The sequence below is a fragment of the Candidatus Thioglobus autotrophicus genome, from assembly GCF_001293165.1.
In the GTDB taxonomy this organism is placed as follows: Bacteria; Pseudomonadota; Gammaproteobacteria; order PS1; family Pseudothioglobaceae; genus Thioglobus_A; species Thioglobus_A autotrophicus.
Map to the genome: position 1 here is coordinate 249,214 of NZ_CP010552.1, position 25,065 is coordinate 274,278.

30 protein-coding genes and 3 tRNA genes are annotated in these 25,065 nt (G+C 39.7%); 11 read left to right on the forward strand and 22 right to left on the reverse strand.

Annotated elements, in window-relative coordinates:
- Positions 1 to 29: 29 nt before the first annotated feature.
- From SP60_RS01300 to SP60_RS01330, 7 genes are all read right to left on the reverse strand, one after another.
- Complete coding sequence (locus SP60_RS01300) at positions 30 to 701, reverse strand: type III pantothenate kinase (protein ID WP_144418561.1); 672 nt, start codon at positions 699 to 701, stop codon at positions 30 to 32.
- A complete protein-coding gene (nhaD, locus tag SP60_RS01305; RefSeq protein ID WP_053950925.1) occupies positions 694 to 2,058 on the reverse strand; it encodes a sodium:proton antiporter NhaD in 1,365 nt (454 codons plus the stop codon). Before nhaD ends, SP60_RS01300 begins: the two co-directional genes overlap by 8 nt.
- Positions 2,051 to 2,848 (reverse strand): CAF17-like 4Fe-4S cluster assembly/insertion protein YgfZ, encoded by a 798-nt coding sequence (gene ygfZ, locus SP60_RS01310; RefSeq protein ID WP_053950926.1) that lies wholly within the window; start codon positions 2,846 to 2,848, stop codon positions 2,051 to 2,053. The genes nhaD and ygfZ overlap by 8 nt, the downstream gene beginning before the upstream one ends.
- Before the next feature lie 82 nt (positions 2,849 to 2,930).
- Positions 2,931 to 3,596, reverse strand: a complete 666-nt coding sequence (locus tag SP60_RS01315) for a transposase (protein WP_053950927.1) — start codon at positions 3,594 to 3,596, stop codon at positions 2,931 to 2,933.
- A gap of 125 nt (positions 3,597 to 3,721) precedes the next feature.
- Positions 3,722 to 4,720 (reverse strand): hypothetical protein, encoded by a 999-nt coding sequence (locus SP60_RS01320; RefSeq protein WP_053950928.1) that lies wholly within the window; start codon positions 4,718 to 4,720, stop codon positions 3,722 to 3,724.
- Positions 4,721 to 5,136: 416 nt separating this feature from the next.
- The gene (locus tag SP60_RS01325) at positions 5,137 to 5,436 is read right to left on the reverse strand and encodes a DUF2442 domain-containing protein (RefSeq protein WP_053950929.1); all 300 of its coding nucleotides are present in this window, start codon (positions 5,434 to 5,436) and stop codon (positions 5,137 to 5,139) included.
- Between the two features lie 318 nt (positions 5,437 to 5,754).
- Positions 5,755 to 6,339 (reverse strand): urate hydroxylase PuuD, encoded by a 585-nt coding sequence (locus SP60_RS01330; protein ID WP_082319614.1) that lies wholly within the window; start codon positions 6,337 to 6,339, stop codon positions 5,755 to 5,757.
- An 88-nt stretch (positions 6,340 to 6,427) separates the two neighbouring features.
- Between SP60_RS01330 and mutM the strand changes: the two genes are divergently transcribed.
- The 3 genes from mutM to SP60_RS01345 are packed head-to-tail and all read left to right on the forward strand — an operon-like array spanning position 6,428 to position 7,862.
- Positions 6,428 to 7,237 carry a bifunctional DNA-formamidopyrimidine glycosylase/DNA-(apurinic or apyrimidinic site) lyase gene (gene mutM, locus SP60_RS01335; RefSeq protein ID WP_053950930.1) on the forward strand — a complete coding sequence of 270 codons (810 nt, stop codon included), beginning with the start codon at positions 6,428 to 6,430 and terminating at the stop codon, positions 7,235 to 7,237.
- A complete protein-coding gene (locus tag SP60_RS01340) occupies positions 7,234 to 7,641 on the forward strand; it encodes a S24 family peptidase (protein WP_053950931.1) in 408 nt (135 codons plus the stop codon). The genes mutM and SP60_RS01340 overlap by 4 nt, the downstream gene beginning before the upstream one ends.
- Positions 7,642 to 7,643: 2 nt before the next feature.
- The gene (locus SP60_RS01345; protein ID WP_144418562.1) at positions 7,644 to 7,862 is read left to right on the forward strand and encodes a DUF2798 domain-containing protein; all 219 of its coding nucleotides are present in this window, start codon (positions 7,644 to 7,646) and stop codon (positions 7,860 to 7,862) included.
- Between the two features lie 31 nt (positions 7,863 to 7,893).
- Here the strand turns inward: SP60_RS01345 and pgeF are convergent, their stop codons facing one another.
- The 5 genes from pgeF to SP60_RS01370 form a co-directional block, all read right to left on the reverse strand.
- Positions 7,894 to 8,637, reverse strand: coding sequence for a peptidoglycan editing factor PgeF (pgeF, locus tag SP60_RS01350; protein WP_053950933.1), 744 nt, complete (start codon positions 8,635 to 8,637; stop codon positions 7,894 to 7,896).
- A complete protein-coding gene (gene rluD / locus SP60_RS01355) occupies positions 8,624 to 9,574 on the reverse strand; it encodes a 23S rRNA pseudouridine(1911/1915/1917) synthase RluD (RefSeq protein ID WP_053950934.1) in 951 nt (316 codons plus the stop codon). The genes pgeF and rluD overlap by 14 nt, the downstream gene beginning before the upstream one ends.
- A 164-nt stretch (positions 9,575 to 9,738) precedes the next feature.
- Positions 9,739 to 9,816, reverse strand: a tRNA-Glu gene (locus SP60_RS01360).
- 97 nt (positions 9,817 to 9,913) lie between these two features.
- Positions 9,914 to 9,988, reverse strand: a tRNA-Glu gene (locus tag SP60_RS01365).
- Positions 9,989 to 10,009: 21 nt separating this feature from the next.
- Positions 10,010 to 10,085: transfer RNA gene (locus tag SP60_RS01370), tRNA-Ala, on the reverse strand.
- A gap of 79 nt (positions 10,086 to 10,164) precedes the next feature.
- On the opposite strand from SP60_RS01370, the gene SP60_RS01375 reads away from it, so the two are divergent.
- From SP60_RS01375 to SP60_RS01395, 5 genes are all read left to right on the forward strand, one after another.
- On the forward strand, positions 10,165 to 10,893 hold the full coding sequence (locus SP60_RS01375) for an MBL fold metallo-hydrolase (protein ID WP_053950935.1): 729 nt from the start codon (positions 10,165 to 10,167) through the stop codon (positions 10,891 to 10,893).
- Entirely contained in the window at positions 10,890 to 11,516 is a 627-nt protein-coding gene (nadD, locus tag SP60_RS01380; protein ID WP_053950936.1) for a nicotinate (nicotinamide) nucleotide adenylyltransferase, read from the forward strand. The genes SP60_RS01375 and nadD overlap by 4 nt, the downstream gene beginning before the upstream one ends.
- Positions 11,513 to 11,851 carry a ribosome silencing factor gene (gene rsfS, locus SP60_RS01385; RefSeq protein ID WP_053950937.1) on the forward strand — a complete coding sequence of 113 codons (339 nt, stop codon included), beginning with the start codon at positions 11,513 to 11,515 and terminating at the stop codon, positions 11,849 to 11,851. Before nadD ends, rsfS begins: the two co-directional genes overlap by 4 nt.
- A gap of 5 nt (positions 11,852 to 11,856) precedes the next feature.
- Positions 11,857 to 12,324 carry a 23S rRNA (pseudouridine(1915)-N(3))-methyltransferase RlmH gene (gene rlmH, locus SP60_RS01390; protein WP_053950938.1) on the forward strand — a complete coding sequence of 156 codons (468 nt, stop codon included), beginning with the start codon at positions 11,857 to 11,859 and terminating at the stop codon, positions 12,322 to 12,324.
- Between the two features lie 161 nt (positions 12,325 to 12,485).
- The gene (locus SP60_RS01395; RefSeq protein WP_053950939.1) at positions 12,486 to 13,154 is read left to right on the forward strand and encodes a glutathione S-transferase family protein; all 669 of its coding nucleotides are present in this window, start codon (positions 12,486 to 12,488) and stop codon (positions 13,152 to 13,154) included.
- Between the two features lie 6 nt (positions 13,155 to 13,160).
- On the opposite strand, the gene arsC is transcribed toward SP60_RS01395, so the two are convergent.
- Positions 13,161 to 13,508 carry an arsenate reductase (glutaredoxin) gene (arsC, locus tag SP60_RS01400; RefSeq protein WP_053950940.1) on the reverse strand — a complete coding sequence of 116 codons (348 nt, stop codon included), beginning with the start codon at positions 13,506 to 13,508 and terminating at the stop codon, positions 13,161 to 13,163.
- Positions 13,509 to 13,523: 15 nt separating this feature from the next.
- Between arsC and SP60_RS01405 the strand changes: the two genes are divergently transcribed.
- Positions 13,524 to 14,039 carry a TlpA family protein disulfide reductase gene (locus SP60_RS01405; RefSeq protein ID WP_053950941.1) on the forward strand — a complete coding sequence of 172 codons (516 nt, stop codon included), beginning with the start codon at positions 13,524 to 13,526 and terminating at the stop codon, positions 14,037 to 14,039.
- Here the strand turns inward: SP60_RS01405 and SP60_RS01410 are convergent.
- On the reverse strand, positions 14,031 to 14,969 hold the full coding sequence (locus tag SP60_RS01410; RefSeq protein ID WP_053952182.1) for a KamA family radical SAM protein: 939 nt from the start codon (positions 14,967 to 14,969) through the stop codon (positions 14,031 to 14,033). The genes SP60_RS01405 and SP60_RS01410 overlap by 9 nt on opposite strands.
- A 53-nt stretch (positions 14,970 to 15,022) precedes the next feature.
- On the reverse strand, positions 15,023 to 15,208 hold the full coding sequence (locus tag SP60_RS01415; protein ID WP_053950942.1) for an Alvin_2107 family globule sulfur oxidation protein: 186 nt from the start codon (positions 15,206 to 15,208) through the stop codon (positions 15,023 to 15,025).
- 120 nt (positions 15,209 to 15,328) lie between these two features.
- On the opposite strand from SP60_RS01415, the gene uvrD reads away from it, so the two are divergent.
- Positions 15,329 to 17,494 (forward strand): DNA helicase II, encoded by a 2,166-nt coding sequence (gene uvrD / locus SP60_RS01420; protein WP_053952183.1) that lies wholly within the window; start codon positions 15,329 to 15,331, stop codon positions 17,492 to 17,494.
- Here uvrD and SP60_RS01425 read toward each other — a convergent pair.
- Complete coding sequence (locus tag SP60_RS01425) at positions 17,475 to 18,398, reverse strand: helix-turn-helix domain-containing protein (protein ID WP_233487275.1); 924 nt, start codon at positions 18,396 to 18,398, stop codon at positions 17,475 to 17,477. The genes uvrD and SP60_RS01425 overlap by 20 nt on opposite strands.
- A gap of 145 nt (positions 18,399 to 18,543) precedes the next feature.
- Here SP60_RS01425 and exaC point away from each other — a divergent pair, with 145 nt between their 5' ends.
- Positions 18,544 to 20,064: an acetaldehyde dehydrogenase ExaC gene (gene exaC / locus SP60_RS01430; RefSeq protein ID WP_053950943.1), complete on the forward strand. Its 1,521-nt coding sequence runs from the start codon at positions 18,544 to 18,546 to the stop codon at positions 20,062 to 20,064.
- A gap of 64 nt (positions 20,065 to 20,128) precedes the next feature.
- On the opposite strand, the gene SP60_RS01435 is transcribed toward exaC, so the two are convergent.
- The 6 genes from SP60_RS01435 to rlmD are packed head-to-tail and all read right to left on the reverse strand — an operon-like array spanning position 20,129 to position 25,061.
- Positions 20,129 to 20,410: a hypothetical protein gene (locus tag SP60_RS01435; protein WP_053950944.1), complete on the reverse strand. Its 282-nt coding sequence runs from the start codon at positions 20,408 to 20,410 to the stop codon at positions 20,129 to 20,131.
- Positions 20,407 to 21,393: a beta-N-acetylhexosaminidase gene (gene nagZ / locus SP60_RS01440; protein WP_053950945.1), complete on the reverse strand. Its 987-nt coding sequence runs from the start codon at positions 21,391 to 21,393 to the stop codon at positions 20,407 to 20,409. Before nagZ ends, SP60_RS01435 begins: the two co-directional genes overlap by 4 nt.
- Before the next feature lie 7 nt (positions 21,394 to 21,400).
- Positions 21,401 to 22,924 carry an AmpG family muropeptide MFS transporter gene (locus SP60_RS01445; protein WP_053950946.1) on the reverse strand — a complete coding sequence of 508 codons (1,524 nt, stop codon included), beginning with the start codon at positions 22,922 to 22,924 and terminating at the stop codon, positions 21,401 to 21,403.
- The gene (locus tag SP60_RS01450; RefSeq protein WP_053950947.1) at positions 22,909 to 23,298 is read right to left on the reverse strand and encodes a rhodanese-like domain-containing protein; all 390 of its coding nucleotides are present in this window, start codon (positions 23,296 to 23,298) and stop codon (positions 22,909 to 22,911) included. Before SP60_RS01450 ends, SP60_RS01445 begins: the two co-directional genes overlap by 16 nt.
- A complete protein-coding gene (locus SP60_RS01455) occupies positions 23,295 to 23,735 on the reverse strand; it encodes a L,D-transpeptidase (RefSeq protein ID WP_053950948.1) in 441 nt (146 codons plus the stop codon). Before SP60_RS01455 ends, SP60_RS01450 begins: the two co-directional genes overlap by 4 nt.
- 9 nt (positions 23,736 to 23,744) lie before the next feature.
- Positions 23,745 to 25,061 carry a 23S rRNA (uracil(1939)-C(5))-methyltransferase RlmD gene (gene rlmD, locus SP60_RS01460; protein ID WP_053950949.1) on the reverse strand — a complete coding sequence of 439 codons (1,317 nt, stop codon included), beginning with the start codon at positions 25,059 to 25,061 and terminating at the stop codon, positions 23,745 to 23,747.
- Between the last annotated feature and the right edge of the window lie 4 nt (positions 25,062 to 25,065).

Consider the following 25,065-nt stretch of genomic DNA (forward strand, 5'->3'; position numbering starts at 1 on the left):
TTAATAAAGGCGCATTATACCAAGGCTCTCTACGCTTGTGCGTAAAGCGCAAGCCCATCCAAAACTAAATACGGTTTAATATCAACAGTATGCTTTAATCGATAGGCGATAATTTTGGCGTCACCGCCCGTGAGGATAATTTGCAAATCACCATATTGTGTCAAATAGGTTTCAATCTGATGATTAATGACGCTCATAAACATTTGCGCCGTGCCATATTCCCAAGCATCCTTGGTATTATTCGCATTTTTTCCTAGTGTTAGCTGCTTAGAATCACTAGAAAATTGCGTAAAACTACGACGCAATACACCCAAACCCGGCATGATTAACCCGCCCTGATGTTCACCACCAGCAAGCACCAAATCAAATGTGAGCGCACTGCCTGCATCAATAATCAATCGGGTTTGGTTGGGATATTGATCAATACTCGCAATCATAGCTAAAAAACGATCTACACCCAAATCCTCAGGTGTGTCATAGGCAGATTTAAATTGTTGAAACTGTGCTGGTGATTTAAAAAATCTTGTGTTTTTTAAGCCTTTTAACAAAGACTGCTCACCAACACAAGCAGCATAAATCCGATCAGCCTTAGGTAATAATTCAGAGTCAAAGTCTAGCGCCAACGCAGAATGATACTCGCCCTTAAATAGCCACTTGACTAGCGTATTGCCAACATCAATAAATAAACGAGTTTTATACAAATGGAACTTCGTTGATCCACATGTGCGCAAAGATACTGGCAATGTAACCAAGTGCAATCACCGGCATCCATTTAAGGTGTGAGCCAAATGTGTACAAGCCTTTTGATTGGCCCATAAGCGCTACACCAGCAGCAGAACCTACTGATAACAAACTACCACCGACACCAGCGGTGAGTGTCACCAATAGCCATTGATTTAAAGACATCTCAGGGTTCATTGTCAACACGGCAAACATTACTGGGATATTATCAACTACCGCAGATAACAAACCTACCAAAATGTTTGCGTAAGTTGCGCCAAGTGAGGCATACATGAGCTCAGATGTCATGGCTAAATAACCCATAAATCCTAATCCGCCAACACTAACAATAACACCAAAGAAGAATAACAACGTATCCCACTCAGCGCCAGCTACCTTTCTAAACACATCAAATCCATCATCTTGGGTGCGCTTCTCAATTTTACGAATAAAGAATGCGGCCACCATTAGATAGCTTAAACCCAACATCATGCCCATTGCTGGTGGCAGATGCAAGAAGTTATGAAAACTTACCGCTGTTGCGATTGTGAATATAAATAATACAACAATAACCAATCCACCTATCTTAATATCGACTATTTCACCGCTAGAGGTGGCTTTTTCATTTTTAATAGCAAAATGCATGATGGCGGCTGGCACAACAAAGTTAATCAGTGACGGAATAAATAATACAAAGAATTCAGAGAATTCAACCAAACCTTTTTGCCAAACCATTAGTGTGGTGATATCACCAAATGGGCTAAATGCACCGCCAGCATTCGCCGCCACGACAATATTAATCATGGCAATAGAAACAAAACGCGGATTACTCGAACCCACGGCCAAAACAACAGCGCCCATAATAAGTGCTGTTGTCAGGTTATCTGCAATTGGTGAGATGAAAAACGCTAGAAATCCTGTCATCCAAAAAAGCTGTCTAAAGGTAAAGCCTTTTGAAACCAACCAGGCTTTTAAACTCTCAAACACCAGTCTTTCTTTCATGGCTTCAATGTAGGTCATGGCAACCAGTAAGAATAAAAATAGCTCTGAGTACTCTAATAAATTATGTCGCAATGCCACTTCTGCAGCATGATCAATCCCTTGTGAAGCATACACCCAGCCGATCAAGCCCCAGATAACACCAGCCACTAAAATCACCGGCTTGGATTTTCTAAAGTGGGTAAATTCTTCCACCATTACCAAAATATAAGCCAGTACAAACAATATTAGCGCAAAATAACCCACCCAATGATTGGTTAAATCAAGTTGAGTTACAGGGTCACTGCTAGCAAAAACAGACAGCGGCAATAAGGTTAGTAGAAATAATATTTTAGTCATTATGAATCCTAGTAAGTTGGACGTTATTTAGTGTTATTTCATCATCTTCATAAGCCACTTCAACCGTCGCCAAACATAAAGATTTTGAATCTAATTTTACACAACGCACCACCATACCGGAAGCTTTAGTAGAAGTAGAGCCCGTTACAATTAGCGCATCGCCCACCGCCACTTTTTCATTACACTCAAACGCACGCATTCGACGCTTTGATTTTCCCAAATAATGTAGGCGCGCCACCACTTCCTGCCCAGGATAACAACCTTTAGTAAAGCTCACCCCCACCTCATCAATATCCAAATTAAGCATTTGTGGCACGAATTTTTCACTCGTTACTAAGAACACTTCTGGCACTTCATTTGCAATACAAGCCTGCTCCCAAACTTCACCATTTGAAAAGTTAATGCCACTCACATCACTAACCAACGCAATAGACTGCTGAGCGTTTAACTTAAAAGGTGACAGGCCTTGCCTGTCACCCTCAAGCAAACCAAGCTGAGTTATTTCATCAGACACGTCAGTAATAACAACATCTGACATCATCTTAAACATACTAAGACGCTTGGTTACAACATCTGCTAAATCACTCGGCAAAGACACATAAAAATCATCAGATTTTTTCATTACCCAAACCAGCGCAATAATCTTACCCTGGTGCTGACAGTAAGCATTGATCTGCACCACACCCTCTTCTAAGGCATTAATATCATTAGAAAATTGCCCTTGCAAAAAAGGCTGCACATCTTTACCAGAAAGCCTTATTAAAGTTCGATTCTTAAGTTGTGTAATCATCAATAAATAAACATTATAAAACCAATATTTTAAAGTTTTTTCACTCCAATCTTACCTGAGCAGGCCTTGCCTGCTCAGGTAATTAAAACTCAAAATCATCAACATTTAATGAACGGCTCTTGTTATCTGCAAAGGCAATAGAGGCTTGCTTTATGTACGCTTTATAGTCGGTTAGTCCACCAGACTCAGTAATAATATTTTGAATTTCAGTTGGACTACAAATACTTGTACCCATCTCTTGATCTAAATATTCAAAAATACTGGACTTAACCAAATTGTTATTTGGATCGATTCCATGATGCTTATGATTTAAATTTACATAAGCCGACACTGTTGGCAGAGCGTATTCACCAGAAAGATGCGTTGCTTTAAATTTACCCTGAAATAAACCACCACTGCGCTTTTCTTCTTGATTAAAAAACATTGTATAAGACGTTCCCAATCTTTGCATAAACTGGGAAATGCCGTTATCAACCTCTTGTTTCAAAAGTAAATGATAGTGATTTGGCAATAAGCTGTAAGCAACAATACTCACTAACTGTTCGCCAATGCCATTAATATCCTTGTCTTTGTGTTTGTTTCTCTGATTGTTAAAAAACTTTGAGCTATCTGTTGTGTTTAAGACTTGCATTCGATTAAAAAAGAAATATTGCTGGGCTTTATTGCTAAATATATTACGCTTATCCACCCCGCGGTTAAACACGTGATAATACTCACCATTTACAAATTCTATATTTCTAATACTCATACTTGTTATGTTACCTGAGCAGGCCTTGCCTGCTCAGAAAAGGGGCGAAAAAAAACCCCCAACCGAAGTTGAGGGTTTCTAGTACTTAACTTAGAGTTAAGTTAACTGTTTTTTCTAAATAAGATTTAGAATTTAACAGCTAGCTCAAGGTCTAAAGTTTCTTGATCTGCGGTATCATTGTTACCAGCATCCTTATCAGTGTAAGTCGCTTCAAAAGTAGCGCCAGAAGCTAATGGACGAGTAATAACAACTTTAGTGTAGTCATCGTCAGAAGAAGTAGCAGCGTTATCTGGGTTAATAGTGTAAGACTTCAATGCAATTGTGTTACCTGCAATTGCAGTTGAAACACCGAAACCAGTCATGTCACCTACAGGAGAAGCTTGCGTACCAAAGAATGCATCAGAAGTAGTTGTACCAATGCCATCAACGTCAACATCAGCATAAGTTAAAGTGATACCGTTAGTTGTGTAATCAACTACGATTGATTCTTTATCTTGTGTAGTGGTAGCAGCTGTATCAACATCATATGCACGGTATGCGATGTTTACACCAGCAATTGAACCAGAAACCTTAGTATCTGTATCTTCATTTACAAACATTTCGTGAGAAAGTGAAACACCTTGAACAGCGCCAGATACAGTGAATGAACTTGGATTAGCTAGCTCTTCGCCATTTCTATCTTCATACTGAACCTTAACACCTGAAACAGTGTAGTCTGCAGAGAAACGACCATCAGCAATAGTACCATTACTCATGTTTGTATCAGAACTGATCCAAGAACCAGCTTTAACATTAACACCTGCAATGTTAGATTTCATGTATGCAGCTTTAGTTTGCATTGAAACAGTACCCTGTTGAGTGCCAGTAACTGAAGGTTCAACTGACGCTTGATCGTTAAATTCTTGTGTAAATACCACAGAAGTGTCACCACTCTTACCAGTAACTGTTAACGCTAAGTCAGTACCAAAAGCGTTTGAAGTGCTAGCAGCAACAGTGCCATCTGCAGAAGCAGATACATCTGTGTTAAGGTAGTTTAACTTACCAGAACCAGTGATAGAAACGTCAGCGATAGAAACTGTAGCCATAGTTGCTGCAACTGCAGCGATTAGTAATTGTTTTTTCATTTTAAAACTCCTAAATTTATAAGTTATGCTAGATTGCTCTAGCGTTTTTTCTCAACAATGTTGTCGAGATAGTGCGTATTATACGGATGTGTTTTTAAATGTCAACACTTATTTGCAAAAAAAATACAAAAAAATGCAAATATACTACAAATAGGGTGTTTTTAACCCCCCTAAACCCCTCTTAAAAGCCTTTTGTGGCGCTGTTTTAGCGGTTTTTTGATAAAAATACAACAAATGAGCAAAAATATGGCAAAAAATCCAAATGACTGTAAAACCTTGTTATTAATGGCTTTTGATTGGGTTTTTAATAGCTTATTTGTTATTTTTCACTATACATATAGATTGTTAATAAATTTTAATTAATAAAAAACCGAGAACAAGTCTCGGTTTTTTGTTTGCTTTTAAAAGTTGTGTCATCACCAGCGTGTGTAATCTTCATTGTCATCTACAAAGCTTTGAGAATGAAAGGCGGTAATTTTTTCAGGTGTATGACTAACACCTAAGAGTCCATCAATAGAAATATCCTCATCAATTAGTGGCCAATGAATGCCGTAACCAGATGGAGATACTTCAAACTCAGCACGCTCTTTATTATTGGCACCTGCTAATATTGGTGATATAGATTTTAAATCCACCTTGAAATCTTTGCCGTCAATATTTAAACAAAGACTATTGCTTTCTATACGTATATTCTTTAGTTTATGCAATTTATTCATAATACTTACTCCTTATGGAATTCATTCCATTTTAAAACAATGTAATCAAAATGTTGAAAGATAATTTTTCTAATCATTTTTCTTTCGCTTGGTGACGTATTAAATGAATAAGACTCTTGTATGTCAAACATTTCAGATTGTTTTTTTCGATCTTGCAATAAAAAACCGAGAACAAGTCTCGGTTTTCTGAATCCCAATAGTTTTAATTTTTAGTTAAATTCGAGGCGGAGGTTTTATTTAGTGCCGGCGTGTACATAATGTACACAACTAGCTAAATAAAATTCTCCAACAAAGAAGTTAGCAAAAATTAGAATCTATTTACGCGTGCCATGCAATCATGGTTAGTAACATTGGGATAGATAGAATTACGTTAATACTTGAAGCCAACGCAGCGTTTTTCTTAGCCGTTGCAATTTGCTCAGCAGTTGCCTCTTTCATACCTAAGATCTTTTGCTGGTTTGGCCAGATGATGAACCAGACGTTAAACGCCATGATTGTACCCATCCATGCGCCTAAACCGATAACCTGGAAACCTGGTGCAAGCATATATGCATTTGCAATCGCACCCTTAACGCCAAGCAATACCAAACCAAGAATTAAAGTTGTAGCGGCTGCCATACGAAACCATAGTAGTGCGCGCGGAGCAATGTATTTGCCGATTGCTGCAGGACCTGGGCCATCAGTATCAGCTAATGCTTCACCCATGCCTGGAACTTGAACGAAGTTAAAGTAGTAAAGTAGGCCGATCCATATAATGCCAGCAAACACATGTAGCCACACTGTCATACCGTAGTGACTTAGATTTTGAGCTTCTGCAATATTACCATTAAAACTAAAAAATAAAATAATTGATAAAACAAAACCCAATAGAATTTTGTTTTGTACTGAATTAATAAAACCCATCTTTCTCTCCGTTGTTGTAAAGTTGACTATTATAATAGGCTATTTAGTTGGCGTAAGTCAATTTTAGTTTTTTTACCTACTTATATGTATGCCTGAACTACCTGAAGTTGAAACTACCAAAAATGGTTTACTGCCCCTAATTAAAAATCAGCGCGTGACTTGCGCTGTTCGCCATCGGGCTAATTTGCGCTGGGAAATCCCTAAAGCGCTTAAAACTATCCTAGCTGGCGAAGTGGTTAATGGCATTGACAGACGTGGTAAGTATTTACTTATTCGCTTTGATGTGGGGACGCTGATTATTCATTTGGGCATGAGCGGCTCTATTAAAGTGGTGGATAGTAGCGAAGCATTGCTTAAGCACGATCATTTCGAGCTGGTGTTTGCACACGACAAAAGTATGCGTCTGAATGATCCGCGGCGTTTTGGTGCGGTGCTATTTTCAAAAGATGGCACGCATCCACTGCTTGATAATTTAGGGGTGGAGCCACTGACCTCTGATTTTAGCGAAACATACCTATATGTAGGGTCTCGCAAAAAAGTGCAAAATATTAAGGCCTTTATTATGGATAGCAAAGTGGTTGTAGGTGTGGGCAATATTTATGCCTGCGAGAGTTTGTTTGTCTCGGGTATTGACCCAACACGTGCGGCGGGCAGTATTTCTATGGCGCGTTATAAAAAGCTGACCCAAAATATTAAACAAATTTTAGAGTGTGCGATTAAAGCTGGTGGCACAACTTTGCAAGATTTTTCACAGGTGGATGGATCGCCTGGATATTTCGCACAGACTTTAAACGTGTATGGGTGTGAAAACAAGCCGTGCCATACTTGTGGTGGTAAAATACAACGAATCATCCAAAATCAACGTTCAACTTTTTATTGTAAAAACTGCCAATCATGAGTGATATCGATACCCCACAAGAATTATTTGAAACTAACTGTGCTATTAACTCAGAGCCGTTTGCACTGCAAAATTTAGGCAGCTATATGGAGCCTGAGTTTAGTGAAAACTGTATTGTGATTATTGATCCAGGAATGCCTGTTCATAATCGTGCGTACGCCGTTGTGCGCTATCAAAATGATATGTATTTCCGCCAATATATTGAACGCGGTGGTGATAAATTTTTAATACCTTTAAATACACAACACGACGAAATCCAGCTTAACGGCGAGTTTGAGGTGGTCGGTTGTGTGGTACAGCAAAAACAGCGCAAGCAAAAGCCGCTGCATTACTATCATCTTAATCAAGCGACTAAGAGTATGGATTTTAGTATTAGTGGCAAAATTAAAGCTAAAGAGGAATAATAATGGAAAAGAAAGTACACTTAATTTTTAGCGTAGTCATGTCTTTGTTTATGGTGCTGATCATGTCTTTTGTTGTTACTTATAAGAATGTCGGCTGGACAGATCAAACTATTGATTTATGGTTATCAAGCTTTCTTTATGCTTGGATCGTTGCATTTCCGCTTATTTTCATATTTGCACCGATTTTTAAAAAGACCATTGTAAAAATATTAACTAAATAGGTTTTTTAATAAAACCCATTCTACGTAGTCATCAGGTAATCCAAATAAGATGGGCCATGCGCCCAGATTTTTCGCCGTCACGGCGATAAGAAAAATACTTATCTTTTTGCTTGAAGGTGCATTCATCTCCACCTGTGATTGACTCAACACCTAAATCTTTTAAAATAATTCTAGCTGCTTGGTAAATATCCAGCTGATATTTGTCGCCTTTTTGTATGAATGCATCTTTGAGTTGTGCATCTTTAGCAACGAACTGCTGATAAACCTCATCACCCACTGTAAATGCCGTTTGAGAAATCGCAGGACCAAAGTGGGCTAGTAAATTGGTATCGCTAAACTTAGCAATGGTTGATTCAATCACGCCATTTAATACACCCTTCCAGCCTGCATGAACCACGCCTACTTGCGTACCATGTTGGTTAGAGATAAAAATTGGCAAGCAGTCCGCAGTTAGCACTGCACAAACTACGCCTTTTTCTTGTGTGATAACAGCGTCACCAATACACTCAGCACTTGAGGCTTCCAAGCAAATATTAGAATGAATCTGCTCTAACCATTTAGGTTCACTAGGTAAGCTGTACGCTTGAATAAGTTGCACTCGATTGCGTACCACTGTTTGTACATTATCATTGACATGCATGGCTAAATTAAAATTAGCATAGCCTGATTCACCTGAGCAGGCCTTGCCTGCTCCGAAAACTAAATGGCGAGTGGTGGAGGCCACTTGCACGTTATCTGGAAAGCCAAATTTCTGTTTGTTGCTAGATAGGGTCAAACTTTGCTAACGCTTTAAGTAAATCATCCAAATCTTTTGGTAATGGTGCTTTCCAAGACATTTCTTCACCAGAAATAGGATGCATTAATGTGAGCTTTTTAGCGTGTAAAGCCTGACGATTAAAACCCTTTAATACGTCTTTCAACGCTTCATCTGCCTTTTTCGGAAAGCGCACCTTGCCACCATACATCGGATCAGCAATCAGTGGATGTTCGATATGTGCCATATGCACACGGATTTGATGAGTTCGGCCAGTTTCTAAAATACACTTAACGTGTGTGTGGTGAGCAAAGCGGTCAATCACTCGATAATGCGTTAGCGCATCTTTACCCTCGCCCTCTTCAGCCACTGCTTGCCTAATCCTGTCTTTAGGATCGCGACCAATAGGCGCATCCACAGTGCCACCAGAAATCATATGGCCATAAACAATCGCAGAATACTCACGTGAAACCGCATGTGTTTGTAATTGTTCTACCAGGTTTTTTTGTGCCAATTCGCTACGCGCCACGACCATCAAGCCTGAGGTATTTTTATCCAAACGATGTACAATGCCAGCGCGATCAAGTGTGGCCAGTAATGGCTCGTAATGCAGTAGCGCATTAGCCAAAGTGCCAGTCCAGTTGCCCGCACCCGGGTGTGTCACTAAGCCTACTGGCTTATTGACCACAATAATATCTTCATCTTCATACACTACGTCAATGGCAATATCTTCACCTAACCAAGCGTTGGTTTTTTCTTTTTCAATGGTGAGTGCAACTATCTCACCACCCAGTACTTTTTCTTTAGCTTTAAAGGTTTTATCATTCACTAATGCTTTGCCCGAACGCACCCAAGCGGTGATTTTAGAACGTGAATAATCAGGCAACATAGCGGCCAAAGCACTATCAATGCGCTGGCCAATAAGGCGATCTGGGATAACAATGTTTAATAAATTCATGGGTGTATTTTACTGACTAATTGCCGATTTTTTTTGCAAAGTATTTTTTTGTTTTATGCGAGGAAGATTTAAAAATACAAAGGAGTTTAGTCACTCTAAACGACTGAGTATTTGAAAAATCTAACAAAGTAGAAAGCAAAAAGACGAAGCAAAAAGGGATAATTTGGCGTCGCGTAAGAGATTTGAACTCCTGTTACCAGGATGAAATCCTGGGGTCCTGGGCCGGACTAGACGAACGCGACAAAGCTATTTTAGTTGAGAATAGTACACACAGCACTTGAATATTTTTAATAGACGAAAAAAAACGGCTTGATTGAACAATCAAGCCGTTTAAGTGTATGGCATCGCCTAGGAGAATCGAACTCCTCTTACTAGGATGAAAACCTAGGGTCCTAACCGATAGACGAAGGCGACATAACATTTTCTTGCTAGCGCTGGTGGAGCTAAGCGGGATCGAACCGCTGACCCCGACACTGCCAGTGTCGTGCTCTCCCAGCTGAGCTATAGCCCCAAAACTTGGTGCGTAGCAAAAGAGGTAAATTATAACGCTGAAGTTAAAATAGTCAAGTGATTATTGGTAAAATAATTACATGAAACTAAAAATAAAAACTTTTACCGAAAAGACCTATACACTGGAAATTCTCTACCATATTGGCGCACTAGAAGATTCTATTCATTTTATCTTTGACCATGAAAGCAAAACTTGTGCAATTGTTGATCCTGCTTGGGATCCACAGCTATTTGTCGATAGAATACAAGATAAAGGCTATACACTGACTGATATTTGGCTGACTCATTGGCACTTTGACCATACCAATGCAGTGGATGAGTTAGTCGAGATGACAGGCGCAAAAGTCACTGCTGGCGTTAATGAAATGCCTTATTTTCAAATTGAAACTTTGCCAGATACGGTTGAAGATGGTGAAACCATTTTTATTGGTAAAACAGCGGCCAAAATTATCAATACACCTGGGCATAGTGCGGGCGGCATTTGTCTGCTGCTAGATGGGCATATTATTGTCGGGGACACTTTGTTTGTGTATGGTGCGGGCCATTGTAGCTTGCCAGGAGGTAACGTGCGCGAACTATATCACTCTATGCAAAAACTTAAAACCATTGATGACAATGTCATGCTCCATTGTGGGCATGATTATGGCTGCAAAATTAACACCACAATGGGTGAGCAAAAATCTGGCAACGCGTATTTACTGCTTGACAATGAAGCGGATTTTGTGAATTTTGTGAACGGCATGTCGCAAGGATTAGTACCCTATCCTACTGGGACACTGACGCTCAAAGAAGTGCAAGCCATGCTATGATTGGTTTTTTCGGTGGTTCATTTGACCCTGTGCATTTTGGTCATCTAAAAAATGCGCAACAACTCAAACGCACGCTTAATTTATCCGCCCTGTTTTTAATGCCATGTCGAGCGCCTGTACATAAAGAAGCGCTTACTTTTTCTACAAAACAGCGCTTAGAAATGCTGGAACTAGCCCTGCACGATTTCCCTAGCCTTGGCCTAGATACTCGAGAGATTAACAGAACAAGTGCATCTTATAGCATTGATTCGCTTAAAGAGATTTCACTGGAATTTCCACAAGAAAGTGTTTGTCTGATTATTGGTATGGATAGCTTTAACCAGCTATCTAGCTGGAAAGAGGTGCAAATATTTCATCAGTATTGTCATTTAGTAGTGTTGGCACGCCCTGGAGAAAAAAATAATCAAAATATCGGCCACTTTAGCCGCGCTAAAAGCCCTGAGGAGCTAACTCGTCAAAAATCAGGATTGATTTATTTTGCACAAACTGACTTGCTTGATATTTCTTCAAGTGATATTCGCGGTATTTTGTTTAACGCCTCACAAGAGGGTAAAATACCCACACAACAAAGCTTGGACAACTTACTTCCAAAGCGCATTATTAACTATCTGCAAATATTATGAGCCTAAACCTAGAACAGCAACTTAGCGTTGTTAGCGAAACCATTGATGAATTAAAAGGCGAGGATATTGTGACGCTTAAAGTATTAGACCAAAGTGCTGATATTGAGGCGATTGTTATTGCCACAGGCCGCTCTGTTCAACACGTTCGCGGTATTGCCAATAATATTAAAATTGAAGCCAAACGCTTAGGCATGAAAGTCTCTGGCGTTGAAGGCACAGAAACTGGTCATTGGGTTTTGGTAGATTTAGCAGAGGTTGTAGTGCACATTATGACTGAAAAAACGCGTGAATTCTACAAACTAGAAAGACTTTGGTCTGGCGCTGAAAACGACTAAAACTCATGAAGATTAATCTGGTTGTGATTGGCAAAAAAATGCCAGATTGGATACAAACCGGCATTAATCATTACCAAAAGCAACTACCCGCTCAGCTCAACTTTAGCCTGATTGCATTAGAAGCACAAAAGCGCAAAGGTAAAAATATTGAGCAAATAAAAGAGCTTGAAGGCGAGCTAATTCTTAAAGCTGTTAAAGACTCTCAACTGGTGATTGCTTTTGACGAACGTGGCAAACAGCATACAACCAAAGACATTGCAAAAAATCTTGGCAATTGGCAGCAAAGCGGAGAGCGTGTTTCTCTTATTATTGGTGGCGCCGATGGCTTGAGTGATAGCGTCAAATCACACGCTAATCAACTCTGGGGGTTGTCAAATTTAACCCTGCCTCATTCAATGGCAAGACTGCTCGCTGTAGAGCAGATTTATCGAGCGCATTCATTATTAACCAACCACCCCTATCATCGTGATTAGCGGTGCCTTTTGCCCTTCTGACTGCGTTGAACAATTAAAATATTTCAATCACATAGCTCCACCTATGCTTAATCAATATTTTGATTGCCCGCTTTGCAGAAGAGCAAAATACTTGCTAATGGTTAGCGGTATAATCGCATCAAAAAACAATAAACATCATTATGAAATTAGAACTGATTAGCTTTAAACTTTGCCCATTTGCACAGCGCGCTGTTATTTTACTCAATGAACAAGGTATTGATTTTGAACTCACCTATATCAATCCAATGGACCCACCTGATTGGTTTAAGGCCATCTCTCCTACTGGACAAGTGCCATTACTTAAAGCGAACGATCAAATTATTTTTGAATCTTCTGTGATTACCGAGTTTATTAACGATATCAGCACAACCGATATCCATCCAAAAGACGTCATTCAAAAAGCTAATAATCGCTCTTGGATTGCTTTTTCAGGCGATATGCTGGGCGATATGTTTGATATCGTAACTGGTGATGAAGAAAAATTTAACACAGCCAAAAAAGCACTCTTTGGCAAACTTGCTAAGATTGAATCAGTCAAAGACTCTAAGACATTCTTTAATGGCGATGAATTTAATATGATTGACGCCGCCTTTGCGCCAATTTTTATGCGTCTTTCTTGGATTAATGAGTTTACAAATAATGCGCTATCACTCGCAGAATTTAAAAATTTAAGCGCTTGGAGTGATGCTATTTTGGCGCTAGATGTTGTCAAAAATTCTGTGGTTGACGGACTAGAGGATGTTTATTATTCTAATATCGAAGGGCGTGAAGGTCACCTTTCAACTCTTTTGGTTGAAGAAGACTACTAAAAAAGACTAAATAATCGTTAGAATATTTTCTGGCGGTCTGCCAATAGCAACACCATTTGCCGTTCTGACAATTGGGCGCTCAATCAAAATTGGATTCTCAATCATTGCCTGAATCAGTGCATCTTCACTAAGCGATTCATCGTCTAAATGGTTGTCTTTATAAGGCACTTCAAACGTGCGCATTAAAGCTCTTGGCTCAAGATTAAGGTCTGTTAATAGCGCCTTTAATTCGTCAAAACTGGGTGGCGTATCCAAGTATTTAATTATTTCAAAATTCACGCCTTTTTCTTCTAAAATGCCTAGTGTTAGTCTAGATTTTGTACATCTAGGATTGTGATAAATTATTGTGCTCATCTTTAAAAGGTTATTATGAAAAAAATTATTATTATACTCGCCCTATTTGCCAGCTTTAACAACGCTCACAGCATGAGTGTTGATGACATTGTTAGTGCTGCAAAAGAGGCACAGCAAAAACAGATTATCGCACCTAAATTTTCTTTAATTGACACCCAAGGAAATACCCACACCAATCAATCAACTCAAGGCAAATATTTGGTGGTTAATTTTTGGGCAACTTGGTGTCCACCTTGTTTAAAAGAAATTCCTGCTTTTGTAGAGTTTTATGAAAACAATCAAGACAAAGTATTAATACTTGGACTAGACTACGAACAAGCAGATGCAGATGCTATTGCGCAATTTACCGATACCTTTATGGTTAATTACCCTATTGTGCTGTTTGATGCACATAACGGCGCTCAGTTTACTAATTTTGGAGAAGTGATTGGCATGCCAACAACTTACGTTTACAACCCAAAAGGTAAATTAGTTGACTTTAAAATGGGTGAAATGGATATTGAGTCTTTAACGAAGGCCATTTCAAAGTAGCCAAGTTTTCGAGGACTTTCCCTCATCTCTCACCAACCTTGGCACAAGATAACCACTCAGCTGAGCTTGTAATTGCAAGTGTAGTTGTGTTGCTTTTTCAGCACTGACTAGATAATTTTCAGCACCAGATACTTGGTCTAGCATATGTAAATAATACGGCAAAATTCCCACCTTAAAAAGCTTCAAACTAAGCTGTTTAAGACTGCCAATATCATCATTAACCCCGCTTAATAAGACCGATTGATTTAAAAACGTCACGTTTTCAATTTTTGCGATATTTTTAGAAAAGGCCTCTGATATCTCATTAGCATGGTTAATATGTGTCACTAAAACGACCTTTAGTCTGGTTTTAGCCAGTATTTTGGCCAAATAATCGGTTATTCTGCTGGGTATAACCACCAGCGAGCGTGTGTGAATGCGTAAAGTAGTCACATAGTCAAAATTTTCAATATTTTTAATCAGTTTTTCAAGCTTTTCATCGCTCAAACTTAAAGGATCGCCACCACTTAAAATTACCTCGTTGATATTTGTATCTTGAGAAATATAGCGCTCAATTTCTGCCCAGTTACTAATGGCGTCATGCTGCGTATAATTAAAATTTTGCCGAAAGCAATACTGGCAATGAATGGCGCAAACTTGTGAAGTGATTAACAATACTCGATTTCTATATTTGTGTATCAACCCAGCCACAGGTGAATTATCTTCATCCTGCAGCGGCTCTTGAGTGAAACCACTTTGCTCAATTTTAGCCTGTGGCATAACCTGCTTGAGTAGCGGGTCATTAGGGTTGTCTTGATCGATTAGCTGGGCATATTCTAAAGGAATTTTAATCGGAAAATTACGCTCTTGAAAGGCTTGAGTATTGAAAAAATCATTACTGATTTTTGCCCCTTTTAGCACCTTTCTCGCTTGCTGACTCCACTGACTCATAGGCATAAAAAAAGCCCCGTAACGGGGCTTTTACATTCGTTCTTACTTAAGTTTTAACAAAAGTTAGCGAAGTTTTCATCTGAATGCTCGCCGCCATCTTCGTAACCAGCTTCATACTCATCAGTTTTTCTTTGCTCTTCGATTTCAGGGTTGTTTAAGAAACCTGCAACCCAACCTTGAATATAGTTGTCGTTTACGCCCATTTCTTCCATTTTTTTAACGCCTTCGTAGTAAGTCATTGCTGATACTCCTTAAATAATGTTTATAATTTTGTAGCTTATATCAGAGTGTTACTTTTAACTGACATAAGAGAAAGATAATATTATAACCATTAAATGCCACAAGGCAAGAAAAAAACCATGAATTTATCAGAAATAACCAACGGTTTAAATGACAAGCAACACCAATCAGTTGCGCTTGATAACACTCAGAACGCACTCATACTAGCGGGTGCAGGCAGTGGCAAAACCCGAGTATTAACACATAGAATTGCCTATTTGGTTACCCAAAAAAATATTCATACTGACTCAATATTGGCTGTAACGTTCACCAATAAGGCTGCGGCTGAAATGCGCGAGCGCTTAGGAACGTTGCTAAGACGCTCTATTCAAAGTATGTGGGTTGGCACCTTTCACGGCCTTGCACATCGCCTTTTGCGTACGCATTATGAAAAAGCCGGCCTAACATCAGGCTTTCAAATCCTAGACGCGCAAGATCAGTATCGCATTGTTAAGCGCTTGATGAAAGAAAACAATATTGATGAATCTAAATTTCCTGTGAGAAAGGTTCAGTGGTTTATCAATCAACAAAAGGATGAAGGTATTCGCGCTCAAGATGTTGATCCTGGTTATAACTTTTTTGTTAAAAAAAGCCTTGAAGTATTTGTTTTGTATGAGGCGCATTGTCGCGCTAATGATCTGATTGATTTTGCCGAATTGCTGGTACGTAGCTACGAGCTACTCAAAAATAACGCAGAGCTTCTCGAGCACTATCAAACACGCTTTTCTCACATTTTAGTGGACGAATTTCAAGACACCAATACTGTGCAGTACAAATGGATTCAGCAATTATTTACTGGTAATAATCAAGTCTTTTGTGTGGGAGATGACGACCAATCTATTTACGGCTGGCGCGGTGCAAAAATTGAAAATATCACCAAACTAGAAACAGATTTCGCCCCCATTCAAACCATTCGCTTAGAGCAAAATTATCGCTCCACTGGCCATATCTTATCCGCTTCAAATGCGCTTATTGCCAACAACACTAATCGCATGGGTAAATCCCTGTGGACCGATGCTGGTGATGGTGATTTGATTGACGTATATGAAGCGCGCACGGAAACAGACGAAGCAGATTATGTGGTTCGTAAAATTCAAAAACTGATTAAAGATGGCGGTCGCGCTAGTGATTGTGCTATTTTGTATCGCTCCAATGCGCAGTCAAGAGTTTTTGAAGAAGTGCTGATTAAATACAATGTTCCTTATATTATTTACGGTGGTTTGAGATTTTTTGAACGCGGCGAAATTAAAGATGCACTGGGTTATTTGCGTCTCATTGAAAATACGGCTGACAATGTCGCATTTGAACGTATTGTTAACTTTCCAACACGAGGAATCGGCAATGCTACGCTGGAAAAAATACGCGAATTTGCACGCAATGAACACACCAATTTATTCCAAGCGGCACAGCAAGTATCGCCAACCTTACCAACACGAGCATCCAATGCTCTAAAGGGATTTATTGCGCTGATTGAGCAGATGGTTGATGACAGCAAACATCTAGATTTAAGCGAAAAAGTTGCGCATTTATTGAGTGCATCGGGCTTGATGAATCATTACGCTAATGACAAAACTGACAAAGCGGGTAGCAAAAAAGAAAACCTGGAAGAGTTGATATCCGCCGCCAAACAATACAAACACGAAGAAGATAGCGAAATGAACGAAGTGGTTGGCTTTATCTCACTTGCCTCACTTGATTCTAGTGGTGATGGCAATGCGCCTGCTGTGGACAATGTGCAATTAATGACGATTCACTCCGCCAAAGGCTTAGAGTTTCCAAATGTGTTTTTAGGTGGCTTAGAGGAGGATTTATTCCCTTCAAGACAATCAAAAGACGAGCCACATTTAATGGATGAGGAAAGACGATTATGCTACGTCGGTATGACTCGAGCCATGAAAAGACTCACCTTGTCATTTGCCGTTAAGAGATTTTTACACGGCCAATCTTTGTACGCTTACCCATCGCGTTTTTTAGATGAAATACCCAGTGAATATATTAATAAAGTTAAGGCAAAATTTGGTGCAACCCAAGTCAATTATCAAGAAGATGATATTTATAATCAAGATATCGAGCCTCAAGCGAATGGCCAGTTAGCTGTTGGTGCAGGTGTTAGGCATGCTAAATTTGGTTATGGCTCTGTGCTTAACTTTGAGGGTGATGGCGATAGCGCCAGAATTCAGATTAAATTTAAAACAGCCGGTACAAAATGGCTAATTGCTAGCTATGCTAATTTGGAGTTTGTTTAGTCTTTTGATATTGACTAGGTGTACAGCCATAAAATTGGCCGAATCTTCGACTAAAGTGGCTCGGATCGCTAAAACCAATGCTATAGCAAACCGTTGTAATTGATTGGCCTTTTTGCAGCATGTCCGCTGCCATTTCTAGTCGAAGTTGCCAATAAAAATCACCCGGCGTGCAGCCTAAATGACGCTTAAACGCTGTATACAATGCACTTCGACTCATGCAAGCTTTTTGGGACAGTTGGTTTATATCAAAAGGTTTGGAAATGTTACTTTTCAAATAATCTATCACGGCAGTGATGCTGTCAGCATCTGGCGCATTATGTGCATAATTTAGCAACATATCTCTACTCTGCTGTCTTAATAAGCGAGTAACCAGCTCTGAAATACCAAAACCTACTAAAACCTCTTTATCTGGATGGTTGTTTGTAAATAGCCCGACCAGGCGATTAAGTAGCTTTTGTGTATCAACCGTATGATGCAGGTGAATATTTTCAGATTGATATTCCCAATTCTTGTTCACCATACTAGAGGGAAACAAGTCTTGCATTTTGTCAGAAATTTTATCAATCCTGTCTTTAGATATTTCCACCGTTAGACAGGTTGTTGGCACGTTTTCTTGCGCTTCTGGGAAATCAATTTCAACACAACCCTTAGGTCGTATGACATAAGATTCATGTGGCAAAAATATTTGTGATTCTAAATTATCCAAGTTATGCATAATTTTTTTACCTGTAATCATGCCGCAATACATGACTTGGTCAGCACTCAAAGCAACCCTATTTGCTTTTCTATAGGTATCGTAGATGCTTAATTCGCTATCAGGACCTAAAAAAGAAACCTTGTTCTCAACCAACAATTCTCTATTTTTATATCTTTCAAGCGAGGATACATCCAAATGTTTTTTCACAATCAACAATCATTAAGCTAACCAATCTATTTTTTAACCTGTTTTAGACTGTGAGTCAAGCGTTTTGGACTGTGAGTCAAGAATATTAAAAATCACACATTTATACTGTCATGGAAAACATTATAAAACAAACGAGGGGAATACTATGATTTACGCACAACCGGGCTCTGAAGGCTCAGTCATTACATTTAAAGCACGCTATGAGAATTATATTAACGGCGAATGGACGCCGCCTGTTAAGGGCAGCTACTTTACTAACGGCACACCTGTCACTGGAGAAGGTTTTTGTGAAATACCCAGATCAACTTCGGAAGATATTAACTTAGCACTCGATGCAGCTCACGCTGCCAAAGCCACTTGGGGCAAAACATCTGTCACAGAAAGGTCAAATTTATTACTCAAAATTGCCGATAGAATTGAACAAAATCTTGAAATGCTAGCCGTTGCAGAAACTTGGGATAATGGTAAAGCAGTTCGCGAAACATTGGCAGCTGACGTACCACTGTGTGTTGACCATTTTCGTTATTATGCTGGCTGTATTCGCGCCCAAGAAGGCACTATGGGTGAGCTAGATGAAAATACGGTCTCTTATCAATTTCATGAGCCACTTGGTGTCGTTGGCCAAATTATCCCCTGGAACTTTCCTTTATTGATGGCAGCTTGGAAGCTTGCACCTGCACTAGTTACTGGTAATTGTGTTGTATTAAAGCCTGCTGAGCAAACACCTGTATCCATTTTAATACTGATGGAAATTATTGGTGATTTACTACCACCAGGCGTGCTAAATGTTGTGAATGGCTATGGTAAAGAAGCTGGACAAGCACTAGCAACCAGTACGCGTATTGATAAAATCGCTTTCACTGGGTCAACCCCAGTAGGCTCTCATATCTTAAGATGTGCTGCTGAAAATATCATCCCTTCAACCGTTGAGCTGGGTGGAAAATCACCCAACATATTTTTTGAAGATATTATGCAACAAGAGGATGACTATATTAGCAAATGTGCCGAAGGTGCTGTGTTGGCTTTCTTTAACCAAGGAGAGGTTTGCACTTGCCCTTCTCGCGCTTTAATTCAAGAAAGTATTTATGATGAATTTATTGCTATTATTATTGAACGCTCTAAGAAAATCATTCGTGGAAATCCACTTGATACAGATACTCAAGTAGGCGCCCAAGCTTCTCAAGAGCAGTTTGATAAAATTATGGATTATATGGATATTGGTGCCAAAGAAGGTGCTGAGTTGATATTGGGTGGCGGTGTTGCTCAAGTTGGCTCTGAATTTGGAAACGGCTATTATGTTGAACCAACCTTACTTAAAGGTGACAACAAGATGCGCATCTTTCAGGAGGAAATTTTCGGCCCTGTTGTGTCCGTTACTACCTTTAAAGATGAGGCGGAAGCTTTGGCTATTGCCAATGATTCTGAGTTTGGCTTAGGTGCAGGCGTTTGGACGCGTGATATAAACCTTGCTTACCGTATGGGTCGTGGTATTCAAGCGGGACGCGTTTGGACAAATTGCTACCACTTATATCCTGCACACGCTGCGTTTGGTGGCTATAAGAAATCAGGCGTAGGACGCGAAACGCACAAGATGATGCTCAATCACTACCAACAAACTAAAAACTTATTGGTAAGTTATAGCACCAGTCCTCTTGGATTTTTCTAAAAAGATGTAGCCTTAATAAGAAAAAGCTGGACAGCTAAAAAACCGCATTCATTAATGCGGTTTTTTAGTTTAATGTTTTCTTTAAATCGTCAATAGAAAAACTTTGAACAGTTTGCTCATCGGTATAAACCGGCTTCATCTTAGTATGTGTGCCCGATTGCTTTTCAATTTCAGTTTGACGGGAGATAACCAAATTTAAACAATCAGTGATCATTTTTTGTGTATTTTCTGTCAACGGATGACGCAAGCCTGGCTTGGTCATGGTGTCTTTTGCCACTGAGATTAGGGTTTTTCTCATGGCATTTAATAATCTTACTTCAAATTCTGGTGTAGTTTTATCACTCATAATAAGCTCTTAATCGTTTCTAAATGTTGTAAATAGGTTATTTTATCGGATTTATACTTTCTATTACCTTGCATTGATTGTAGCTTTTCATTCAAGCCCCAATCTTGATCGATCACCTCTAATACCATTTCTGGATGATTACAAATCAACACCATGTCACAACCGCTTGCCAATGAAGCTTTAACACGATCTTTAATATGTTCGATAAAAAAAGCACCTTGCATCGATAGATCATCACTAAAAACAAGCCCTTCAAAGCCTAGTTTATTTTTTAAGATACCTTGAATCCATTTCTCAGAAAATCCGGCGGGCTTGTCATCTACCTTTGAATAAATCACATGAGCAGGCATAACCGCATCAAGCCCCTCATCAACCAAACCCTTGAACACGGCCATATCTTGATAAACTTCCTTAGCTGGTCGATCGTCAACTGGCAATTCTAAATGTGAGTCGAGTGTGACGTACCCATGTCCTGGAAAATGCTTGCCCACGCATTTCATACCTGCCCTATGCATACCTTTGATTAATGCTTGTGCCAATTGCACCACAGCATCCGAATTGGAGTGAAAGGCACGATTACCAATGACAGAGGAGTTGCCATAATCCAAATCAAGCACAGGTGCAAAAGAAAAATCAACGTCTACTTCTAATAGCTCATAGGCCAATACAAACCCGCAAGAGCATGCATACTTTAGCGCTTTTTTAGGATTTTTATCATACAGCTCACCTAATTTTGACATGGCAGGCAGATGTGTGAATCCATTTTTAAAGCGCTGCACGCGACCGCCTTCATGGTCAACAGCAATTAAAAGGTTGGGCTTAATGGCGCGAATAGAGATAATGAGTCGTTTGATCTGATCGATGGATTCAAAATTACGACTAAATAAAATAACGCCACCAATACTAGGTTTTGCTAATTGTGTTTTTTCTATGGGGGTTAGTGTCAGCGCTGACACGTCCATCATGATTGGGCCTAATTTCATAGTTTGTCTAATTGATATAAGGCTTTACTTTGTACACTAAATACAAAATAGGCAGCCCTATTAATGTGGTTATGATAAAAAATTGACTATAGCCAAATACCTCAACAACACTACCTGAATAGCCTCCAAAAATTTTAGGCAGGAGTGTCATTAGTGAGGAAAAAATGGCATATTGAACAGCAGTGAATTTGATGTTGGTTAAACTAGATAAGAAGGCAATAAAAGCAGCGCTAGCCAGTCCAGCGGATAAATTGTCCATGGTAATTGTTGCGTACAGCCAGTTCATATTATGGCCAACATTAGCCAAAACAATAAAGAGTAAATTAGTGAGCGCAGAGAGTAGTGCGCCTAAAAACAGCACTCTAAACACCCCCCATTTGATGGCCATGACACCGCCCAAAAATCCGCCTGCAATCGTCATAAACAGGCCAAAGGTTTTGGAAACTGTGGCAATTTCTATTTTGCTAAAACCTATATCTTGATAAAAAATATTAGCCACGACACCAAGTACAATATCACTAATACGATACAAGCCAATAACGGCTAATAACAACACAGCCACACTCAGACCATAGCGATTAAAAAAATCTTTAACTGGCTCGATATAAGTGCCATTAACCATGGATTTATTAACCACATTAAGCGTGATTAATAATCGAGTGGCCATATAAGCACCAACAATTGCTAAAACCATTCTAACTGTACCAACAACAAATCCAGATAAATGTTGATTAGAAAAAACCTCGCTTAGGTATGATTTAAGTGTCTTGGTTAATTCCGCACTTAAAACAAACGTCGCAATAAACGCTGCGACCACCGTTAAAAACAGGACGAAAAACCTTACATAATCTTGAGTAGAATAACTCTCTTCAGACTGGTTATGGCTTGGTTCTTTAATAATTAGCGTAGTCGTCAGCCCAATCATCATGACTAAAATCATCACCAAGTAAGTGTTAGACCAGGCAGAAAAACTATACAGCTCTTTGGTAGAGCCAAAATAACTGGCTAAAAATAGCCCGCCTGCTCCTGCCACCAGCATCCCGATACGATAGCCAGCAACATAGGTCGCTGAAAGTAATGATTGCATATCTTTGTCGGCCGATTCGATACGATAGGCGTCAATGACAATATCTTGTGTGGCTGACGAAAAACCCAATAGAACCGCGCCATATGCCATGATGGTTAGACTATCAACACCGGCTTTTGGATCAACCGATGACATTAGAAAAATAGCGCCCATAATGGCTAATTGCGATACCAACATCCAGGCGCGACGCCGACCCAATAGCCTGGTTAAAATAGGCACGGGCAGTCGATCAACTAAAGGCGCCCAAACAAATTTAAAGGAATAGCCTAGGGCGGCCCAAGAAAAAAAAGTAATACTGGATTTGGCCACGCCCGCTTCATTCAGCCACAAACCTAGGGTTGAAAAAATAAGCAAAATAGGTACGCCAGCAGAAAAACCTAAAAACAGCATGGCAGCCACCCGTGGGTGGAAAAATAATCGAACGCTTGCTAACACTGAATCCAAGGCATACCGTCATGGCGCCAGCCATTAACATTGCCACGCTGATCCTCCTCGTCTAAATCGCCCTCAAAACCACTAACCACATGAGCAATATTAGTAAATCCATGCTTAACCAAACACTTGCCCGCATCATCAGATCGATAGCCACTACGACAAATTAAGATAATCTCAGCATCTTTTTCAATCTCAAACCTGGAAAAAGTCTTAATAAATTCAGCCTCATCAACCTCCCATTCTGGCTCATCTAGCCATGGGATTAAGATTGAATCTGGTACGCGTCCTACAAATTTATTTTCGGCTTCACAACGCACATCTACTAAAATCGCGCCCTCTGAGATGAGCTTTTTAGCTTTTTTTGGTAAATAATTTTTAATCATTGAATGACCACCTCTTCGCCTGTTTTAACCTGATTGAAGAGTTGAATGATATCACTATTTTTCATACGGATACAGCCTTTTGAGCTAGCCACCCCTAGGAGAAATTCATCAGGTGAACCGTGGATATAAATATAGCGTTGTTTGGTATTTTTATTGTGCCCTTCAACCCCATCAAGCCACAAAATACGCGATAAAATCCAATCTCGATCAGGCTGCTGCTTAAATAATGACTTTGAATAGATTTCACCCGTTGGCACTCGGCCGACTAATACCGCTCCTAAATCTAGGTCAGAGCCAATTTTTTCAGCAATTTTAAACTTTCCCAAAGGTGTACAAAAAGACCCTTCTATTTCGCCAACGCCATTGGCTGCACTACTAATTGAGTAAACTGAGTCTTGGTAGGTTAGGGTTTGATTAGCAATATTAATGGTAATCATCAGTAGCTATTATTTAGTAAAAAGTGCAATCGACTCAACGTGGGCTGTTTGCGGAAACATATCCATCACCCCTGCTGTATCAAGTTGGTAGCCTAACTCGATTAGTCTAGCAGTATCACGCGCCAAAGTGGCTGGATTACACGATACATACACCAAACGCTCAACACCGAGCTTTGGCAACAGTTCGACGATTTCAATAGCGCCAGAACGAGCTGGGTCAATCAAGGCTTTATTGTAAGTTTTACCTCTAAACCACTCAAAACCTTCCACTTCTTTAAAAAGGTCTGCTTTGTAAAAATCAGCATTAATGATTTGATTTTTTTCAGCGTTATACTTTGCCCGCTCAATCAAGCCCAAATCTCCTTCTACGCCTACTACCTGCTTGGCATATTTGGCAATCGGCAAGGTAAAATTACCCAAACCACAAAATAGGTCAATCACCTTATCTTCATCGTTAAGATCAAGCATATCAAGTGCTAAATTAATCATTTTTTGATTCAGCTTAAAATTAACCTGAGTAAAGTCAGTGGGTAAAAACTCCATGACAATATCATGATCTGGATGCGAATAGGTTAACACTGTCGGCTGATCGAGTGGTTTGACCGTGTCCGCACCCCCACTTTGAGTATAGAAGCTAACCTTTAATTCATTAGCACAATCTAAGAGTATTTGCTCATCTTGTTCAGTAAGCGGTTCAAGATGTCGCAAAATAAGCACGGTATTATTCTCAGCTACCGCCACTTCGAGTTGTGGCACCTGCGATTTAATGGATAGCTTTTCTATTGCTTGAGCCAGCACCTCAAGGTTATCACCCAAAGAGGGGTGTAAGACTTCGCAACGACTCATATTGGTAATAAAACCCGATTTTTTTTCTCTAAAACCAACCAATACTTTTTCTTTTTTAGCAACATAACGCACGCCAAGTCTTGCTTTTCGTCGATATCCCCAGCTCTGAACTTGAAGTGGCGCTAGCCAATGTTTTGGCGCAACTTTAGCCTGACCTAAAAAAGCATCTTTTAACCATTCGCCTTTAGCGCTTATTTGATCTTCACTAGAGAGATGTTGAAAAGAGCAACCGCCACAAAGCCCAAAAACTTCACATTTTGGTGTGATGCGATTATCAGCCGATTTAAGCACTTCCTTAACATCTGCTTCTTCAAACTTGGCGCGAGAAAAACTGCGATCGGCAATAACCGTTTCACCCGGTAAAGCACCTGAAACAAAAATCACCTTCTCATCAAGATGCGCAATACCGCGCCCCTCATGAGAGAGAGACTCAATGTTTAATTCGTAGCTTTTGGCTTTTGGTTTTCTTCTTCTGCCCATAACA

Bases quoted from the DNA above. Each gene is read 5' to 3' on its own strand.
- SP60_RS01455 (WP_053950948.1), bottom strand. From the start codon at position 23,735: ATGATTACCATTAATATTGCTAATCAAACCCTAACCTACCAAGACTCA.
- SP60_RS01395 (WP_053950939.1), top strand. From the start codon at position 12,486: ATGAAATTAGAACTGATTAGCTTTAAACTTTGCCCATTTGCACAGCGC.
- SP60_RS01320 (WP_053950928.1), bottom strand. From the start codon at position 4,720: ATGAAAAAACAATTACTAATCGCTGCAGTTGCAGCAACTATGGCTACA.
- rlmD (WP_053950949.1), bottom strand. From the start codon at position 25,061: ATGGGCAGAAGAAGAAAACCAAAAGCCAAAAGCTACGAATTAAACATT.
- arsC (WP_053950940.1), bottom strand. From the start codon at position 13,508: ATGAGCACAATAATTTATCACAATCCTAGATGTACAAAATCTAGACTA.
- exaC (WP_053950943.1), top strand. From the start codon at position 18,544: ATGATTTACGCACAACCGGGCTCTGAAGGCTCAGTCATTACATTTAAA.
- uvrD (WP_053952183.1), top strand. From the start codon at position 15,329: ATGAATTTATCAGAAATAACCAACGGTTTAAATGACAAGCAACACCAA.
- rsfS (WP_053950937.1), top strand. From the start codon at position 11,513: ATGAGCCTAAACCTAGAACAGCAACTTAGCGTTGTTAGCGAAACCATT.
- SP60_RS01330 (WP_082319614.1), bottom strand. From the start codon at position 6,339: ATGGGTTTTATTAATTCAGTACAAAACAAAATTCTATTGGGTTTTGTT.
- SP60_RS01435 (WP_053950944.1), bottom strand. From the start codon at position 20,410: ATGAGTGATAAAACTACACCAGAATTTGAAGTAAGATTATTAAATGCC.
- rlmH (WP_053950938.1), top strand. From the start codon at position 11,857: ATGAAGATTAATCTGGTTGTGATTGGCAAAAAAATGCCAGATTGGATA.
- SP60_RS01315 (WP_053950927.1), bottom strand. From the start codon at position 3,596: ATGAGTATTAGAAATATAGAATTTGTAAATGGTGAGTATTATCACGTG.
- nagZ (WP_053950945.1), bottom strand. From the start codon at position 21,393: ATGAAATTAGGCCCAATCATGATGGACGTGTCAGCGCTGACACTAACC.
- SP60_RS01415 (WP_053950942.1), bottom strand. From the start codon at position 15,208: ATGACTTACTACGAAGGCGTTAAAAAAATGGAAGAAATGGGCGTAAAC.
- SP60_RS01325 (WP_053950929.1), bottom strand. From the start codon at position 5,436: ATGAATAAATTGCATAAACTAAAGAATATACGTATAGAAAGCAATAGT.
- mutM (WP_053950930.1), top strand. From the start codon at position 6,428: ATGCCTGAACTACCTGAAGTTGAAACTACCAAAAATGGTTTACTGCCC.
- SP60_RS01345 (WP_144418562.1), top strand. From the start codon at position 7,644: ATGGAAAAGAAAGTACACTTAATTTTTAGCGTAGTCATGTCTTTGTTT.
- rluD (WP_053950934.1), bottom strand. From the start codon at position 9,574: ATGAATTTATTAAACATTGTTATCCCAGATCGCCTTATTGGCCAGCGC.
- SP60_RS01450 (WP_053950947.1), bottom strand. From the start codon at position 23,298: ATGATTAAAAATTATTTACCAAAAAAAGCTAAAAAGCTCATCTCAGAG.
- SP60_RS01410 (WP_053952182.1), bottom strand. From the start codon at position 14,969: ATGAGTCAGTGGAGTCAGCAAGCGAGAAAGGTGCTAAAAGGGGCAAAA.
- ygfZ (WP_053950926.1), bottom strand. From the start codon at position 2,848: ATGATTACACAACTTAAGAATCGAACTTTAATAAGGCTTTCTGGTAAA.
- nhaD (WP_053950925.1), bottom strand. From the start codon at position 2,058: ATGACTAAAATATTATTTCTACTAACCTTATTGCCGCTGTCTGTTTTT.
- SP60_RS01375 (WP_053950935.1), top strand. From the start codon at position 10,165: ATGAAACTAAAAATAAAAACTTTTACCGAAAAGACCTATACACTGGAA.
- nadD (WP_053950936.1), top strand. From the start codon at position 10,890: ATGATTGGTTTTTTCGGTGGTTCATTTGACCCTGTGCATTTTGGTCAT.
- SP60_RS01340 (WP_053950931.1), top strand. From the start codon at position 7,234: ATGAGTGATATCGATACCCCACAAGAATTATTTGAAACTAACTGTGCT.
- SP60_RS01405 (WP_053950941.1), top strand. From the start codon at position 13,524: ATGAAAAAAATTATTATTATACTCGCCCTATTTGCCAGCTTTAACAAC.